The organism is Arthrobacter sp. B6 (assembly GCF_001663775.1).
GTDB lineage: Bacteria > Actinomycetota > Actinomycetes > Actinomycetales > Micrococcaceae > Arthrobacter.
Genome location: NZ_KV467169.1, coordinates 872750 through 889473 on the forward strand (window position 1 = coordinate 872750; position 16724 = coordinate 889473).

Genomic DNA, 16724 nt, shown 5'->3' on the forward strand with positions numbered 1-16724 from the left:
CAGTCGGGAACGGCCTTGTTACGCCGCGGGCTGACACGATCAGCCCGCGGCGCAGCGGGCCCGAATTACAACGACTTCAGGACGGCGGCACTCCACGGACCGAGCGCCAGCGAACCGCCGTCAGCGGGGGGCACCTCCTCGGTGGAGAGCAAAACCGTTCCCTCGGCCCGGTCCAGGGTGACTTTTTGCTCGGAGAGGTTGAGCAGCACCTCAACGGATCCGCGGCGGAAACGCAGCCAGCCGGCGTCGTCGTCGAACTCCACCTGCGTCTCCGTAAACCCCAGGCCGGCCAGCTCGGCATGCTCCCGGCGCAATGCCGCGAGCGAGCGGTAGAGCTCCAGGAGCCGGGCGTGGTCGCCCTGCGAAGCCTCGGCCCAGTTCAGTTTGGAACGGCGGAACGTTTCGGGATCCTGCGGGTCAGGTACGACGGCGGGATCCCACCCCATGCGTTCGAACTCCCGGATCCTGCCTTCCGCAGTCGCTTTGCCCAGCTCCGGCTCCGGATGCGACGTGAAAAACTGCCACGGTGTTGACGCGCCGAACTCCTCGCCCATAAACAGCATGGGTGTGAACGGCGACGTCATGGTCAGGACCGCCGCGACGGCCAGCTGCCCGTAGGACAGTGACTGGGAGAGCCTGTCCCCTGTGGCCCGGTTGCCGATCTGGTCGTGGTTCTGGCCGCAGACCACCAGGGCCGCCGGCTCCACGAGCGAGGTATTGATGGGCCTCCCGTGGTGGCGGCCGCGGAAGCTTGAATAGCTGCCATCGTGCAGGAAACCGTCCTTGAGCACCTTGGCCAGCACAGCCAGGGAGTCGAAGTCGCCGTAGTAGCCGGTGGTCTCCCCGCTGACGTTGACATGGACGGCGTGGTGGAAGTCGTCGCTCCACTGACCGGCCAGGCCATAGCCGTTCGCTTCGCGCGGGTAGAGCAGCCGCGGGTTGTTCAGGTCCGATTCCGCGATCAGGGTTTTGGGCAGCCCCGTTTCGGCCGAGACGGCGTCGCCCAGTGCGCCGAGGTCCTCCAGGATGTGCACGGCACGCTCGTCCCGGAGGGCGTGGACCGCATCGAGGCGCAGGCCGTCCACGTGGTAGTCCCGCAGCCACAGCGCGGCGTTGTCCAGGATGTATTCGCGGACCACGTCCGAGCCTCGCCCGTCAAGGTTGACCGAATCGCCCCAGGTGTTGGCGTCCCCCTGCTTGAGGTACGGCCCGAACCGGGACAGGTAGTTGCCGCTGGGTCCCAGGTGGTTATAAACAACGTCCTGGATGACTCCGAGACCGGCCGCATGGGCTGCGTCCACAAAACGCTGGTAGGCCGCCGGCCCGCCGTAGCCTTCGTGGACGGCGAACCACTGGACGCCGTCGTAGCCCCAGTTGTGCGTTCCGTTGAAGCCGTTGACGGGCAGCAGTTCCACGAAGTCCACACCCAGGTCGGCCAGGTAGCCGAGCTTATCCGCAGCGGAATCCAGGGTTCCCTCCGGCGTAAACGTTCCCACGTGAAGCTCGTAGATGACGGAACCGCGGAGTTCCTTGCCCTGCCAGCCCGCGTCCTGCCACTCATGGTCGCGGGGGCTGAAGGTCCGGGACAGCGCGTGGACCCCGTCCGGCAAGCGGCGCGACCGGGGATCCGGCAGCGGATGGGTGTCTTCGTCCAGCAGGTAGCCGTAGTCCACCTCGCCTTCCGTGGGGGCGTCCGGCGCGGACCACCAGCCTTCGGCCCCGGGCGAAGTTTCCGCCTGCTGCATGGGGTACTGCTGCCCGTTGGCCACCAGGGTCACGGCTGAAACGTCCGGTGCCCAGACGTCGAAGCGTCCGGATCCGCTGTGGGTCAGGCTCATGAGTTGTCTCCGTCCGCCGGTACCAGCAAGGCCACCGGGTAGGTACCCAGGACGTCGGCGACTGAAACGGTGCCGGGCCCAAAGCTGCTGCCCGTCAGTTCGTCGCGCATCGAGCCGGAGAGTTCGACGGCGGTGTCCCGCCATCCGCCCGCAGCTTCCAGGCCGGCGGGAAGCCGGGTGGCCAGGGTGAGGGCCCCGCCCCGGTCAAAGGCGAGAAGATGGCCTGCTGCCGCTCCCGACGCCGTAACAGGGTTGTAGCTGCCGAAAAGCCCGGGCTTGTCGCGGCGCAGGCGGAGGGCGCGGGAAGTAACCAGCAGCTTACTGGCTTCCGTCCCCGCTGCCGGCAGGAGCCCGCCGTCGATCCTGGCCAGTTCCTCTTCGCGGAGCGGGAAATCGACCGGGCGCCGGTTGTCGGGGTCGGTCAGTGACCGGTCCCAGAACTCCGTGCCCTGGTACACGTCCGGAACCCCGGGCATGGTCAGCTGGACCAGTTTGGCGGCCAGCGAGTTGGAGGCGGCGAAGGAATCCGTCATCGCCACGAAGTCCTCGATCACGGCTGTGACACGGGCGTCATCGAAGGCGGCGTCGACGGCCGCCCTGACCGTCGCTTCGAATTCCTCGTCCGGATCGGTCCAAGTGGTGGAGTTGCCCGCCTCCCGGGCAGCCTTCTGGGCGTAGCCCTGCAGGCGTTCCCGGGATGCCGGCCAGGCGCCGATGACCGCCTGCCACAGCAGGTTTGCGTAGGGGCCGTCGGGCACAGGCGCCAGCTCCTGGAGCCTGTTGAGCGTGGCTGTCCAGTCGCCGGGGAGTTCGGCGATGACGGAGATCCTTGCCCGGGCGTCTTCACTGCGCTTGGTGTCGTGAGTGGAGAGCGTGGTCATGGATTGCGGGAGTTCCTCGTGCCGGCGGCGCATCCGGTGGTGGAATTCCTCGGGGGCTACGGAGAACTCGGTGGGTTCAGCCCCCACTTCGGTGAGCGTGCCCAGCCGGGTGTAGCGGTAGAACGCGGTGTCCTCCACGCCCTTGGCCATCACCATGCCGGAGGTCTGCTGGAAACGGACCGCGATCGGGGTGGAGGGATCAAGAAGGAGCGGCAGGAGCGTGCCGACGGCAACCTCAAGATCGGGCCGGTGTGCTGCTGCCTGCTCGCAGGCTTCCTTCAGCACGTCCGCCCCCACGGGCAGGTAGGACCGGTAGACCGGGAACGCCGCGATGATTTCGGTGATGGCATCAGCTGCCTGGTCCTCCGCCAGTCCGTAGGAGGACGGAACCAGCCGGGCCAGCCGCAGCACCTCGGAGCGCAGGATGCCGTCCGCAATCATCCGCTTGGTGCCGCGGATCATCGCCGCGTAGTCGGCCGGCTCGCCGCTGTCGCGGAGGCTGGCGTCCAGGGCGTTCAGGGCAGCCTCGCCGGCGGGGTCCACCAGGACCCGGTCCACCTCAGCGAGGGCGTCGTAACCGGTGGTTCCTTCGCAGGCGAAGTCTCCGGGGAGGACCTCGCCCGGTTCCAGGATCTTCTCCACCAGGATGTACGCCCCGCCGCTGAGGTCCTTGAGCCAGCGCAGGTACCCGGCAGGATCCGCCAGTCCGTCCGGATGATCCACCCTCAAGCCGTCCACCAGCCCCTCACGGAACCAGCGGCCCACCTCGGCATGGGCCTCCTCGAAGACTTTCGGGACTTCGACGCGGATGCCCGCCAGGGTGTTGACCGCGAAGAAGCGGCGGTAGTTCAGTTCGCTGTCGGCCCGCCGCCAGGAAACCAGCTCATAGTGCTGGCGGTCATGGACATCCTGGGGCGAGTCGCCATCAGAGTAGGACCCTTCGGCCAAGGGAAAGCGGTGGTCGTAATAGCGAAGCTCGCCGTCCTTGACCTCCAGCCGGTCCACGTCGTCATCGGAGCCCAGCGCCGGAATCCGGATCCGGCCGCCGCCGAAGTCCCAGTCGACGTCGAACGCCTCAGCGTAGCGGGAGCCGCGTCCTTCCCGGAGCAGTGACCACCACCAGGGGTTCTGGGCCGGTGACGCCACGCCCACATGGTTGGGGACGATGTCCACCAGGACACCCATGCCGTGCTCGCGGGCAGCCTTGGACAGGGCCAGCAGCCCTTCCGGACCGCCCCGCTCCGGGTCAACCGTCGAGGGGTCGGTGACGTCGTAGCCATGGTCCGAACCCTGCTCGGCCGTCAGGATGGGCGACAGGTACAGCCAGTCCACACCGAGGGACTTCAGGTACGGGACCTTGGCTGCAGCGTCAAAGAGGGTGAAGCTGCGCCGGATCTGCAGCCGGTACGTGCTTGCCGGAACCCTCACTTCTCAGGGTCCTTCGGCTTGCTGACCTTCTTCGTTTTCTTGGGTTCCGGCACGGTGGGCGTGCTCAGGGCCTCGGTCTCGCTGGTGCTCGTCTGCGTCAGGGCGGCGAGGGACGCAGCTACTGAATGGTCGGGCTCCGCCTCTTCCACGGTGTGCGCCCGAAGGACCACCAGGGACTTGGCATCGACTGGAAGGACCTGGCCGGATTTCACGGGAGCCGTGTCCGCATTATGGCCGGCGGTGTCGATGATGATGTCCCAGGCCGGTGCGTACTCGTCGTTAGGAAGGGTGAAGTCCACCTTGTCAACGTACGCGTTGAAGTACAGCAGGAAGTTGACGTCGGTGATCCGGCGGCCGCGTGCGTCCTTCCCCTGGATACCGTCGCCGTTCAGGAACACGCCCACTGAACGGCCGAACCCGCTGTCCCAATCCTCCGGCTTCATGGTGTTGCCGTCCGGGTCCAGCCATACGATGTCCGGCAGCCGTTCGCCTTCGCCCCGCAGCACGGGGCGGCCGTCAAAGAACCGGCTCCGGCGGAAGGTGGGGTGCTTGGCCCGCAGGGCGTTGACGGCGGCCGTGAACTCCACGAGCGGCTGGTCGATGTTTTCCCAGTTAATCCAGGTCAGTTCGGAGTCCTGGCAGTATCCGTTGTTGTTGCCCTGCTGCGTCCGGCCCAGTTCGTCACCGTGCAGGAGCATGGGGACGCCCTGGGACAGCAGCAAGGAGGCGATGAAGTTACGCTGCTGGCGGGCGCGCAGCGCCAGGACAACCGGATCGTCTGTGGGGCCCTCGGCCCCGCAGTTCCAGGAACGGTTGTGGGATTCGCCGTCGTTGTTGCCTTCGCCGTTGGCGTCGTTGTGCTTCTCGTTGTAGGACACCAGGTCGGCCAGGGTGAAGCCGTCGTGGGCGGTAACGAAGTTGATCGAGGCCACGGGCCGGCGCCCTGAGTGCTCGTAGAGGTCGGCGGAGCCGGTGATGCGGGAGGCGAACTCGCCCAGGGTTGCCGGCTCGCCGCGCCAGAAGTCGCGGACGGTGTCGCGGTACTTTCCGTTCCATTCCGTCCACTGCGGCGGGAAGTTACCTACCTGGTAACCGCCGGGTCCAACATCCCACGGCTCGGCGATGAGCTTGACCTGGGACACTACGGGGTCCTGCTGGATGAGTTCGAAGAACGTGGAGAGTTTGTCGACGTCGTAGAACTCCCGGGCCAGGGTGGAGGCGAGGTCGAAGCGGAAGCCGTCCACGTGCATTTCCGTAACCCAGTAGCGCAGGGAGTCCATCAGCAGCTGCAGCGAGTGCGGCTGGCGGACGTTCAGCGAGTTGCCGGTGCCGGTGTAGTCCATGTAGTGCTTCTCGTCGCCCTCCATCAGCCGGTAGTAGGAGGGGTTGTCGATGCCCTTGAAGGACAGGGTGGGGCCCAGGTGGTTGCCTTCGGCAGTGTGGTTGTAGACCACGTCCAGGATCACTTCGATGCCGGCCCGGTGCAGGGAACGGACCATGGCTTTGAAGTCCTGGACCTGCTGGCCGGTGTCACCGGTGGAGCTGTAGGTGTTTTGCGGCGCGAAGAAGCCGATGGTGTTGTAGCCCCAGTAGTTGTTCAGGCCCTGGTCCTGCAGGGTGCCGTCGTTGACGAACTGGTGAACCGGCATCAGCTCGATGGCGGTGATGCCCAGCTTCTGCAGGTGCGAGATGACTGACGGGTGCGCAACGCCGGCGTAGGTGCCGCGCTGCTCCTCCGGGATCTCAGGGTGCAGCGCGGTGAGGCCCTTGACGTGGGCCTCGTAGATCACTGACTTGTGGTACGGAACGCGGATGTGGTGGTCGCCGTCCCAGTCGAAGAAGGGGTTGATGACTATGCCCTTCATCATGTGCGACGCGGAGTCCTCGTTGTTGACCGAATCCGGCTCGCCAAGGTTGTAGGAGAACAGCGACGGGTCCCAGTCCACCTGCCCGTGCACAGCCTTGGCGTACGGGTCCAGGAGGAGCTTGTTCGGGTTAAAACGGTTGCCGGAGGCGGGGTCGTACGGACCGTGGACGCGGTAGCCGTACTGTTGCCCTGGCTGGACCTGGGGAATGTAGCAGTGCCACACATAGCCATCCACTTCGTCCAGCACATAGCGCGTCTCAACGCCGTCGTCATCGAAGAGGCACAGCTCCACCTTTTCGGCGCGTTCACTGAACAGCGCAAAGTTGGTGCCGGTTCCATCAAAAGTGGCTCCAAGCGGATAAGCCGATCCGGGCCAGATTTCCATGCATGCTCCTCGTTGTTGTTCGGCAGCGTATCGGACACTCCGGTCCGCGCTGCCGTGCAGAACCTATGCCTACCGTAACGGGTGGCTGTGACTATTACGTTTTCGGGCCACCCATTAACTAAGCATGCTTACTTTACCCCAAACCTCCGGTAGGGAATCCGCAACCCGGCCCGCCGTCAGCGGCCCGCCTGCCGATGCGGCGGCGCCGGCACGGCCGTGGAGGCTTGCCGCAAGGGCGGCGATGGCTGCCCAGCGCTCGTCCGGATCGATGCCCGCATCCCGGAAGCGGCCGACGTCGGACCCCAGCTGTGCGAGCAGGGCACCGATGATTCCGGCCAGCACATCGCCGCTTCCGGCGGAGGCGAGCCAGGGCGTGCCGTCGGCCTGGCTGTAGAAGTCCTGGAAGGGGGACGCCACCAGTGTGGTGGCGCCTTTGAGGAGGACGGTGGCCTCGGTGAGCCCTGCGGCGTGCCGGACGGCACCAAGGGTGTTCGCCTCCACGGCAGAGCGCAGGGACAGGGAATGGTCGGCATCCAGCCGTTGCAGCAGCGACGCGAGCTCGCCGGCGTGGGGCGTGAGCACCACCTGCGGGGCAAGAATCAGGGGCAGCCCGGGAAGTGCACCGGCGTCTGCGACTGTGGGCAGCCCCGAGTCAACGGCGTCCCGGGCGCGCTGGAGCTGGTCGTGGTCCTCCGGGCCCATGCCCGAGCCCACCAGCCAGGCCTGGACGTGGGTGTCCGCCACGGACCCGGTCGCGCACACCACTTCGGGACAGGACTGCCGGACCAGTTGCGCCACCTCGGGCGGCCCCAGGTACCGCACCATGCCCACCCCGGCCGCCAGCGCACCGCGGCAGGCCAGCACGGCCGCTCCGGGATAGGTGACGGACCCGGCCACTACCCCCAGTACGCCACGGGAATACTTGTGCGAGCGCCGCCGGGGCTGTGGGAGGAGCCGCGCCAGGTCGGTGGCTTCGAGCCTGTGCAGTGCGGGCCACGGGAGGTGCCCTTCTATGCCGATCGGGATGACCTCGACGCGCCCTGCATGATCTGCTCCGGGATCGGCCAGGAGGCCTGCCTTCGCGGCTCCGAAGGTCACGGTCAGGGCCGCCGGCAGCACCGGGGCATGCACCTCGCCGGTGTCGGCGTCAACCCCGCTGGGCACGTCGCACGCGACCACCAGGGGCAGCCGGCCACCGGAAAGTGCGTCCACCAGTGCCGCGGCCGTTCCGCGGAGCCCGCCTTTGGCTCCCGTCCCCAGGACCGCATCAATCACGACGTCGGCACTCGCCGTTTCGGCGGTCAGCTGGTTCAGCGTCGCTTCCGTGAGCCAATGCACACGGCCGCCGGCACGCTCAAAAGCAGCCAGCGCCTCCGGGTGCGCAGAATCGGCGGTGAGCACCGCCGTCGTACGCATTCCGCGGGCTGCCAGGAAGGAGGCGGCAAAGAGACCGTCGCCGCCGTTGTTGCCTTTGCCTGCCAGGACGGCTACGCGGGCACCGTACAGCCGTTGCCCCCGGGCCCGCAGCTCGCGGACCACCGCGGTGGCAAGGCCGTGCGAGGCGCGCTGCATCAGGACAGCCCCCAGGCCCGTGGCCAGGAGCGGCTGTTCGGCTTCCCTGACCTGGGTTCCGGTATAGGCGCTGATCATGGCGTCGGGTCCAGCTTCAGCCTGGTGACTCTCAGCCTTCGGCCAGGACGGTGGCCGTGGCTATCCCGCCGTCGTGGCTCATGGAGAGGTGCCAGCGCTTGACGCCTTTGGACTCAGCCACCGCAAGCACGGTGCCCTTGACCTGGATGGTGGGGCCGTTCTGGTCCAGGCCGATCCAGCAGTCCTGCCAGTTCATGCCGGCGGGCGCACCGAGCACCTTGGCCACGGCTTCCTTGGCGGCAAACCTCGCGGCCAGGGAGCGGGTATTCAGCTCCCGCTCGGCCGGGACAAACAGCCTGTCCCGCAGCCCGGGGGTGCGTTCAAGCTGACGGCCGAACCGCTCGATGTCTACAACGTCTACGCCTATGCCAACAATCATGCGGCTTATTCTACGGTCACGCCCTTGCCGGCTTTGCGCGGCAGGCCCGGGAGCCTACGTGGGATCCGGGATTTTGTAGCCGTGCGGATTGGCCTTTTGCCAACGCCAGTGGTCCGCGCACATCTGCGCCAGATTGCGCTCCGCCGACCAGCCCAGGTCGCCGAGGGCTGATGACGGGTCGGCATAACTTATCGCGGCGTCACCGGGACGCCGGGGGGCGAATTCATAAGGAATGGCGGAGCCTGCGGCCTCGCTGAAGGCGGCAATGACCTCAAGTACCGACGATCCGCGGCCAGTTCCAAGGTTCCACCGAAAAACGCCCTTCGCACTGCCCAGGTAGGCCAAAGCGGCCAGGTGCCCGGCGGCCAGGTCCATCACATGGATGTAGTCCCTGATGCCGGTCCCGTCCGGCGTCGGATAGTCGTTGCCAAACACCTTGACTACAGGACGGCGTCCCACGGCTACCTGCGCCACGAAGGGGAGCAGGTTATTGGGCGTGCCTTGGGGATCCTCCCCAATCAGTCCGGATTCGTGCGCCCCCACAGGGTTGAAGTACCGCAGGAGCGCAATTCTCCATCGGGGGTCGGCCGCCCCCAAGTCGGAGAGTATGTCCTCGATCTGCTCTTTGGTCCGGCCATAGGGGTTGGTGGCATCGAGTTCGCACTTCTCGTTCAGGGGAACGTTGTCGTTTGCCCCGTACACAGTGGCGGAGGAACTGAACACCAGGGTTCTCACGCCATGCTTTTCCATGCCGGCCAGCAAATTCAGCGTACCGACGACGTTGTTGCGGTAATACCGGAGAGGCATCTCCACCGACTCGCCGACAGCTTTCAGGCCAGCAAAATGGATCACTGAATCGAAGCCGCCTTCGCCCAGGACGGCGTCCACTGTGTGCTCGTCAAGCAAGTCCCCAACGCGCACGTCCACCTCGCGTCCGGTCAGCCTCTGAACCCGTTCAAGCGATTCAGGATCGGAGTTCACAAGGTTGTCAAGGACCACGACTTCATGGCCTTCCTGGAGAAGGCACAGCGTGGTGTGGGATCCGATGTACCCGGCGCCGCCGGTGACCAATACCTTCATGCGCACAGTCTAGGGCGCCGGGGCGGGCGGCACACGCCCTTCAGCAGCAATCTTGGGGAAACCCGCACTGTATGGTGCGATCCGTTGCGGGTTCCCCGGATGCCTTCTGACTATGGCTGGCCGGTCCTCATAATCGGCGCTTATTCCACGGTGACGCTCTTGGCCAGGTTGCGGGGCTGGTCCACGTCGTAGCCCTTGGCCGAGGCCAGTTCGGCCGCGAAGATCTGCAGCGGGACCGTGGTCAGCAGCGGCATCAGCAGCGTGGGCGTCTCCGGGACGTAGAAGACGTACTCGGCGTAGGCCTTGACGGCCTCGTCGCCTTCCTCGGCGATGACCAGCGTCCGGGCGCCGCGTGCGCGGACCTCCTGGATGTTGCTGACAACTTTGGCGTGCAGCGAGTCGCGGCCGCGCGGTGAGGGAACCACCACGAACACCGGCTGGCCGTCGTCGATGAGGGCGATGGGACCGTGCTTCAGTTCGCCCGCGGCGAAGCCTTCGGCGTGGATGTACGCGATTTCCTTGAGCTTCAGCGCGCCTTCCAGGGCCACCGGGTAACCCACGTGGCGTCCGAGGAACAGGACGGACTTCTCGTCCTTCATGCTGCGGGCCAGCTCACGGAGGGGCCCGGCGTTATCCAGGATGGTCTGGATCTTCGCCGGGATCTTGGCCAGGTCCGCGAGGACGTCCTTGATCTGCCCGGAGAAAATGTTGCCGCGCAGCTGTGCCAGGTACATCCCCAGCAAATAGGCGGCGGTGATCTGGGCCAGGAAGGCCTTGGTGGAGGCCACCGCGATTTCCGGGCCGGCGTGCGTGTACAGCACAGCATCCGATTCACGCGGGATGGTGGACCCGTTGGTGTTGCAGATCGAGATGGTCTTCGCGCCCTGTTCCCGGGCGTAGCGGACGGCCATCAGGGTGTCCATGGTTTCCCCGGACTGGCTGATGGAGACAACCAGCGTGTTGGAGTCCAGGATGGGGTCGCGGTAGCGGAACTCATGCGCGAGCTCCACCTCCGTGGGGATCCGGCACCAGTTCTCGATCGCGTACTTGGCCACCATGCCGGCGTACGCAGCCGTGCCGCAGGCCAGCACAATGATCTTGTTGACCTGCTTCAGCAGCTCAGGATCGATCCGGATCTCGTCCAGCGTCAGCTTGCCGTTGATATCGGAGCGGCCCAGCAGGGTCTGCCCCACAGCGTCCGGCTGGTCGTTGATCTCCTTTTCCATAAAGGAGCTGAAGCCGCCCTTTTCCGCAGAGGCCGGGTCCCAGTCAACGTGGTATTCCTTGCCGGCGGCGAAGTTGCCGTAGAAGTCGGTGATATCCACGCTGTCAGCCGTGATGGTGACGATCTGGTCCTGGCCCAGCTCCACCGCGCGGCGGGTGTAATCGATGAACCCGGAGACGTCCGAGCCCAGGAAGTTCTCGCCCTCGCCCAGGCCAACCACCAGCGGAGAGTTGCGGCGCGCGGCAACCACCACGCCCGGCTGGTCCGCGTGCACGGCCAGCAGCGTGAAGGCCCCTTCGAGGCGCTGGCAGGCAAGCTGCATGGCCTTCGTCAGGCCGTTGTTGCTGGTGTCGCCGTTCAGGCTGGTGCGGAAGATGTCACCCAGCAGCGCGGCGGCCACCTCGGTGTCCGTTTCGGAGGCGAAGGTGACGCCCTTGGCCACCAGTTCGAGCTTCAGCTCGGCGAAGTTCTCGATAATGCCGTTGTGGATCAGGGCCAGCTTGCCGCCGTCGGACAGGTGCGGGTGCGCATTCTGGTCCGTGGGCCCGCCGTGCGTGGCCCAGCGCGTGTGGCCGATGCCGGTCAGCGTGTCCGGCAGCGGATGGGCTTCCAGCTCGCCGAGGAGGTTGCTCAGCTTTCCTGACTTCTTGCGGGACGAGATAACACCGTCGGCAACAACGGCCACTCCCGCGGAGTCGTAACCCCGGTACTCCAGGCGGCGCAATCCTTCAAGGACAACATCCAGCGCACTGTGACCGGCAATTCCCTGGCCAGTCGAACGGCCTACATATCCTACGATTCCACACATAAGCTCAAGCTTATCGGCAGCCGCAAGGAGATCTATAACCGGTGGGGCCCGGGAGGGCGCCGTCAGGCCGCCACGTGCGCAGCCACTGCAGCGGCAAGCCATGTCTTGCATTTCGCTCTGAGCCGGGTGAAGGGCAGAATCTCTAACGTGACTGTGCAACGCAATGACGCGAACGGCGAAGGTGTCTCCCCGTTCGTTGAGCTGGACCGGCAGACCTGGTCCCGGCTTGCAGCGCAGATGGAACAGCCTCTGAACGAAGAGGACATTGTCCGTCTGCGCGGCCTCGGCGATCCCCTGGATATGAAGGAGATCCGCGAGGTCTATCTGCCGTTGTCCCGTCTCCTTCATCTGTATGTTGAGGCGGCCGGCCAGCTGCATGCCGCCACCACAACGTTCCTGGGCGAACATGCCCAGCGGACCCCGTTCGTGATCGGCGTGGCCGGTTCGGTTGCCGTGGGCAAATCAACCATCGCGCGCGTCCTCCGGGAGATGCTCCGGCGCTGGCCGGGAACCCCGAATGTGGAGCTGATCACCACCGACGGTTTCCTGTACCCCCTGGCCGAGCTCAAACGGCGCCAGCTCCTGGAGCGCAAGGGCTTCCCGGAGTCCTATGACCGGCGGGCGCTGCTGCGCTTTGTCAGCGAGATCAAGGGCGGCGCGGAGGAAGTCCGGGCCCCCTGGTACTCCCACGTCACCTACGACATCGTTCCGGACAAGGAAGTCGTGGTCCGCCGCCCTGACGTGCTGATCGTCGAAGGCCTGAACGTCCTGGCCCCCGCCCGTCCCCGCCATGACGGCAAGCAGGGACTTGCCCTGAGCGATTTCTTCGACTTCTCCATCTATGTGGACGCCCCGACGTCCTACATCGAGGAGTGGTATGTGGAGCGGTTCCGCAAGCTCCAGAGCACGGCGTTCGCGCAGCCGGAGTCCTACTTCCACCGCTATGCCACGCTGTCCGCAGACGAAGCCGAGCGTACGGCCCGGGACATCTGGAAACGCATTAACGAGCCCAACCTGGAGGAAAATGTCCTCCCGACGCGTGGCCGTGCGCAGCTGGTGCTGTCCAAGGACGCCGACCATTCCATCCGCCGCATGCTCCTGCGCAAGGTCTAGCACGCATGTGCCACGACTGCACTGCCCTTGACGGGACCCCCGCGGCGGCTGGCGCCAGCCGGCGCAGCTTCGCGCGCTTCCTCGCGGCCGGTGCCGGGCTGACTGTACTGGCAGCATGCACGCCTGACGCGCCCGCCCAGGTGGCGCCGTCGTCGTCCTCTCCTTCAGCTGTGCCGACGGCGACCTCCGCCTCCCCGGTCACGGTTACCGCTTCGGAAAGTCCGACGGCGGCAGTTGGGCCGGCAGCGCAGGCGCCTGTGCCGCCGTCGCCGGCAGCCGCACTCCCCCGGCAGTTCTCGCTGACGGATCCGGCCAGCCCCTGGCTGGTGGTCAACAAGCACCGGCCCCTGGTTCCGGCCGACTACGTGCCGGCGGACCTGATGCAGCCCAACGTCCCTCTCACGGTTTCCGGGGAAGCCGCATTGCTTAACAGCACGACGGCGGCCGCCGCGGAAGCGATGTTCGCTGCGGCCGCGCAGGACGGGGTCAGCATCACGCTGGCGAGCGGCTACCGGTCCTACAGCACGCAGGTGGCCACCTACAACGGGTATGTGGCGGCGCGCGGGCAGGCCGATGCGGACACGGCCAGCGCCAGGCCCGGCTATTCGGAGCACCAGACGGGCTGGTCCTTCGACATCGGCGACGGCGGCGGGGCGTGCGGCTTCCAGCCCTGTTTTGCTGACCAGCCGGCGGCGGTGTGGGCCAAGGCAAACGGACACCGGTTCGGTTTCATCGTCAGGTATCCGTGGATGTTCCACCCGATCACGGGGTACTACTACGAGCCGTGGCACCTGCGGTACATCGGCGTCGAGGCGGCCACGGACATGGCCAGCCGGGGCATCAGCACGCTGGAGGAGTACTTCGGTGTGGAGGCAGCGCCCGGGTATCCCTGACAGGGCGTTGCTCCCGACACGGAGCCAGGATTTAACAGTCCTGTCATGCGGAGCTCACCCGCCTGGGCTAGCTTGGTTCGTATGCTCACAGGATTCAAGAATTTCATTATGAAGGGCAACGTCGTTGACCTTGCCGTCGCCGTTGTGATGGGCGCCGCGTTCGGCGCCGTCGTTACCTCGATTGTCGAAGGCCTGCTCACGCCCCTGATCGGACGCCTGTTCAGTGCCAAAGGGATTGAGGACATGCAGTGGGAGGGCTTCATGTACGGGTCCGTCATCTCCTCCATCATTTCCTTCCTCCTGATCGCCGCCGCCATCTACTTTGTGGTGATTCTGCCGATGAACCACATGATCGAACGCCGCAACCGCCGGCTCGGAATCGACAAGGACGTCAAGGAGGAAGCTGCGGAGGACCCGCAGATCGCGCTGCTGACTGAGATCCGGGATTCTCTTCAGAGCCGTTCTCCTAATTCCTAACGACCCGCGACGCAAAGCGGCCCGCTTCCTGTCGGAGGCGGGCCGCTATTTGTTGTGTCTTGGAGGTCAGTCGGTGACCAGTTCCAGCGCAAGCTCGGTACGGACCACCTGGGCGAGGCGCTCGGCAATGGACTGGGCGGTCGCTTCGTCGCCTGCCTCCACCATGACCCGCACCACGGGCTCAGTGCCGGACGGGCGCAGCAGGACGCGCCCGGTGTCGCCCAACTCGGCCTCCGCGACGGCCACGGACGCTGCGAGTGCCTCGGAGCTGTGGACGCGGGTCCGGTCCACGCCGCGGACATTGATGAGGACCTGTGGGAGCTTGGTCATGACCGTGGCCAGCTGCTTGAGCGGACGTCCGGTCATGGCGATCTGTGCGGCGAGCTGCAGCCCGGTGAGAACGCCGTCACCAGTGGTGGCGTGGTCCGCGAAGATCACGTGCCCGGACTGTTCGCCGCCCAGGTTGTAGCCGCCTTCGCGCATGCCTTCCAGGACGTAGCGGTCCCCTACTGCCGTCTCGCGGATGCTGATGCCGGCCTCGCGGAGGGCAATCTTCAGGCCGAGGTTGCTCATGACGGTGGCCACCAGGACGTCGTCCTTGAGCTTTCCGGATGCCTTAAGGGCCACGGCGAGGATCGCCATGATCTGGTCGCCGTCCACTTCGTTGCCTTCGTGGTCAACGGCGAGGCAGCGGTCGGCGTCGCCGTCGTGCGCGATGCCGAGGTCCGCGCCATGCTTCACAACGGCTTCTTTCAGCTGGCCAAGATGGGTGGAGCCGACCCCATCGTTGATGTTGTGGCCGTCCGGATCGGCGCCGATGACCACGACTTCTGCACCAGCGTCGCTGAACACCTGCGGGGAGCAGCCGCTGGCGGCGCCGTGGGCGCAGTCCAGCACCACTTTGATGCCTTCCAGGCGGTGGGGCAGGGTGCGCAACAGGTGCACGATGTAACGGTCTTCAGCGTCGGAGAAGCGCTGGATGCGGCCCACGTCTCCGCCAACGGGACGTACCGGCTCGCTGCCCATCTGGGCCTCGATGGCATCTTCGACATCGTCCGGGAGCTTCTGGCCGCCGCGGGCGAAGAATTTGATGCCGTTGTCCGGGGCGGGATTGTGGGACGCGGAAATCATGACCCCGAAGTCTGCGTCCAGATCAGCCACGAGGTAGGCCGCAGCCGGCGTGGGCAGGACGCCGGCGTCATAGACGTCGATGCCGGAGCTGGAGAGCCCCGCCTCCACGGCAGCGGCGATGAACTCACCGCTGGCGCGCGGGTCCCGGGCCACCACGGCGCGGGGCCGGCTGCCGTTGGTATTGCGGTCGTGGCCAAGCACGACGGCTGCAGCCTGGGCCAGCTGCATCGCCAGCTCGGCAGTCAGCAGACCGTTCGCCAGGCCCCGGACACCATCTGTTCCAAATAATCTAGACACCGTGCAAGTCTAGAGGATGGGGCGAAAGCATTGCTTCTGAGGGTCCGGCATTGCCCAAAGTATGGCTAAGGTCGAACGACGACTGGTTCTTCGCGGCGACCAGCACGAGCCGTGATTGCTTTTGCGAGCGAGGCAGCAAGCTGTTGGCTCGGCTGCTCCACTAGCCAGTAAAAGGCCGCAGCAGTAGCAAACGAGCATGGCACAGCGACCAGAGCCACTTGCAAGGGATCGGATATCCGCATGCCCATGGCTACGGTAACCACGATGGGTTCATGCACTAAATAAAGACTGAAGGACCGTATACCCAGCCACTGGATGGGGGGACAGTTTCCGATCGTGATAACCGCCTTACATCCAATGACGATGAACAGCAGAACTGCCCCACCAAGGGTCGACCCAGCAATAGTGGCTGGAAACTGCGGTACCAGCCAATTTGAAGACAGCAGCAATATCGCTGTAACGACCAGACCTAACCATGCGGGGCGTCCAAGCCTTGCTGCCCACTTTTCCAGCAGCTGCCGGCGCATAGCCATCATGGCGCCGATGCCGAACATAGGCAGAAAAACGAGCCCGTCCATGTCCATGAGATCCGCTGCGCCTATGAGCAGGACGAGCCCCAGCACGCCGAGGAGCCAAAAACGCTTGAAGCGTAAGGATGTAAGAACGTAGAGCGGAAGGAGCAACGAGAAAAGCATTTCCCATTGGAGCGACCACAGCGGGGAGTTAAGCGAGCCAGTCCCCTGAAGCAGGACTGCGTCGGCCAGTGGGTTTGGCGACTCGTCATGCAGGTTTATCCACGAGCTGTGCTCCGGACTGGCCACTCGGGGAACCAACCAGGACATCACTAGCGCGAAAATCAGTGACGCCCAAACGGGCAGATAAATTCTTATTGCGCGTTTTGCATAATAGGTTGCCCAGCGTGGCTGAGACGGGCGGAAGAAGGGAAGAGTCAGAACGAAGCCAGACAGAATGAAGAATACGAAAACGGCTTCCTGTCCCGCCCACATGAGATGCAGGGGCGTGAACGTCATCCAGAAAACCAACGGCTCGAACTCTCCCTGCCCATTGCTGTCAACCGCGAGCGCCAGCAGTGGAGATGCAAGGCAACAATGGCTCACGAGTACGACGAGCGCTGCAACACCCCTCAGGCCGTCGAGTGAGGTATAACGAGAATTCGCAGGCATTCCACTTGGGTCCCCCATGCCCTCACGTTATGGGCCAAACTCAATCGTGCACCCGAGTGGTGATTACCTGTCCGTCATCGACGGGTTT

General features: G+C 65.4%; 12 protein-coding genes. 3 read left to right on the forward strand and 9 right to left on the reverse strand.

What is annotated here, in order from left to right; genetic code table 11:
* Window positions 1–65: 65 nt before the first annotated feature.
* From treZ to glmS, 7 genes are all read right to left on the reverse strand, one after another.
* Window positions 66–1838, reverse strand: a complete 1773-nt coding sequence (gene treZ / locus AU175_RS18655; RefSeq protein WP_066293137.1) for a malto-oligosyltrehalose trehalohydrolase — start codon at window positions 1836–1838, stop codon at window positions 66–68.
* Window positions 1835–4147 carry a malto-oligosyltrehalose synthase gene (gene treY / locus AU175_RS18660; protein ID WP_066293139.1) on the reverse strand — a complete coding sequence of 771 codons (2313 nt, stop codon included), beginning with the start codon at window positions 4145–4147 and terminating at the stop codon, window positions 1835–1837. The genes treZ and treY overlap by 4 nt, the downstream gene beginning before the upstream one ends.
* Window positions 4144–6399, reverse strand: coding sequence for a glycogen debranching protein GlgX (gene glgX / locus AU175_RS18665; protein ID WP_066293141.1), 2256 nt, complete (start codon window positions 6397–6399; stop codon window positions 4144–4146). The genes treY and glgX overlap by 4 nt, the downstream gene beginning before the upstream one ends.
* Window positions 6400–6513: 114 nt before the next feature.
* Window positions 6514–8049, reverse strand: coding sequence for an NAD(P)H-hydrate epimerase (locus AU175_RS18670; RefSeq protein WP_066293144.1), 1536 nt, complete (start codon window positions 8047–8049; stop codon window positions 6514–6516).
* A gap of 31 nt (window positions 8050–8080) precedes the next feature.
* On the reverse strand, window positions 8081–8428 hold the full coding sequence (locus tag AU175_RS18675) for a holo-ACP synthase (RefSeq protein WP_011692749.1): 348 nt from the start codon (window positions 8426–8428) through the stop codon (window positions 8081–8083).
* A gap of 54 nt (window positions 8429–8482) precedes the next feature.
* A complete protein-coding gene (gene galE, locus AU175_RS18680; protein ID WP_066293146.1) occupies window positions 8483–9508 on the reverse strand; it encodes a UDP-glucose 4-epimerase GalE in 1026 nt (341 codons plus the stop codon).
* 140 nt (window positions 9509–9648) lie between these two features.
* Window positions 9649–11541 (reverse strand): glutamine--fructose-6-phosphate transaminase (isomerizing), encoded by a 1893-nt coding sequence (glmS, locus tag AU175_RS18685; protein ID WP_066293152.1) that lies wholly within the window; start codon window positions 11539–11541, stop codon window positions 9649–9651.
* A 138-nt stretch (window positions 11542–11679) separates the two neighbouring features.
* On the opposite strand from glmS, the gene coaA reads away from it, so the two are divergent.
* The 3 genes from coaA to mscL all read left to right on the forward strand — a co-directional run bounded on the left by coaA (window position 11680) and on the right by mscL (window position 14024).
* Entirely contained in the window at window positions 11680–12654 is a 975-nt protein-coding gene (coaA, locus tag AU175_RS18690; RefSeq protein WP_197497202.1) for a type I pantothenate kinase, read from the forward strand.
* 5 nt (window positions 12655–12659) lie between these two features.
* The gene (locus AU175_RS18695) at window positions 12660–13547 is read left to right on the forward strand and encodes a M15 family metallopeptidase (protein WP_066293156.1); all 888 of its coding nucleotides are present in this window, start codon (window positions 12660–12662) and stop codon (window positions 13545–13547) included.
* Window positions 13548–13628: 81 nt separating this feature from the next.
* On the forward strand, window positions 13629–14024 hold the full coding sequence (gene mscL, locus AU175_RS18700; protein ID WP_066293159.1) for a large conductance mechanosensitive channel protein MscL: 396 nt from the start codon (window positions 13629–13631) through the stop codon (window positions 14022–14024).
* Between the two features lie 66 nt (window positions 14025–14090).
* On the opposite strand, the gene glmM is transcribed toward mscL, so the two are convergent.
* Together glmM and AU175_RS18710 are read right to left on the reverse strand one after the other, a co-directional pair.
* The gene (glmM, locus tag AU175_RS18705; protein WP_066293161.1) at window positions 14091–15452 is read right to left on the reverse strand and encodes a phosphoglucosamine mutase; all 1362 of its coding nucleotides are present in this window, start codon (window positions 15450–15452) and stop codon (window positions 14091–14093) included.
* Window positions 15453–15517: 65 nt separating this feature from the next.
* Window positions 15518–16636: an acyltransferase family protein gene (locus AU175_RS18710; RefSeq protein WP_066293164.1), complete on the reverse strand. Its 1119-nt coding sequence runs from the start codon at window positions 16634–16636 to the stop codon at window positions 15518–15520.
* Window positions 16637–16724 lie beyond the last annotated feature (88 nt).

Coding starts and splice junctions, on each gene's coding strand:
- treZ (WP_066293137.1), bottom strand. CDS start 1,838: ATGAGCCTGACCCACAGCGGATCCGGACGCTTCGACGTCTGGGCACCG.
- AU175_RS18710 (WP_066293164.1), bottom strand. CDS start 16,636: ATGCCTGCGAATTCTCGTTATACCTCACTCGACGGCCTGAGGGGTGTT.
- AU175_RS18675 (WP_011692749.1), bottom strand. CDS start 8,428: ATGATTGTTGGCATAGGCGTAGACGTTGTAGACATCGAGCGGTTCGGC.
- AU175_RS18695 (WP_066293156.1), top strand. CDS start 12,660: ATGTGCCACGACTGCACTGCCCTTGACGGGACCCCCGCGGCGGCTGGC.
- AU175_RS18670 (WP_066293144.1), bottom strand. CDS start 8,049: ATGATCAGCGCCTATACCGGAACCCAGGTCAGGGAAGCCGAACAGCCG.
- galE (WP_066293146.1), bottom strand. CDS start 9,508: ATGAAGGTATTGGTCACCGGCGGCGCCGGGTACATCGGATCCCACACC.
- mscL (WP_066293159.1), top strand. CDS start 13,629: ATGCTCACAGGATTCAAGAATTTCATTATGAAGGGCAACGTCGTTGAC.
- glmS (WP_066293152.1), bottom strand. CDS start 11,541: ATGTGTGGAATCGTAGGATATGTAGGCCGTTCGACTGGCCAGGGAATT.
- glgX (WP_066293141.1), bottom strand. CDS start 6,399: ATGGAAATCTGGCCCGGATCGGCTTATCCGCTTGGAGCCACTTTTGAT.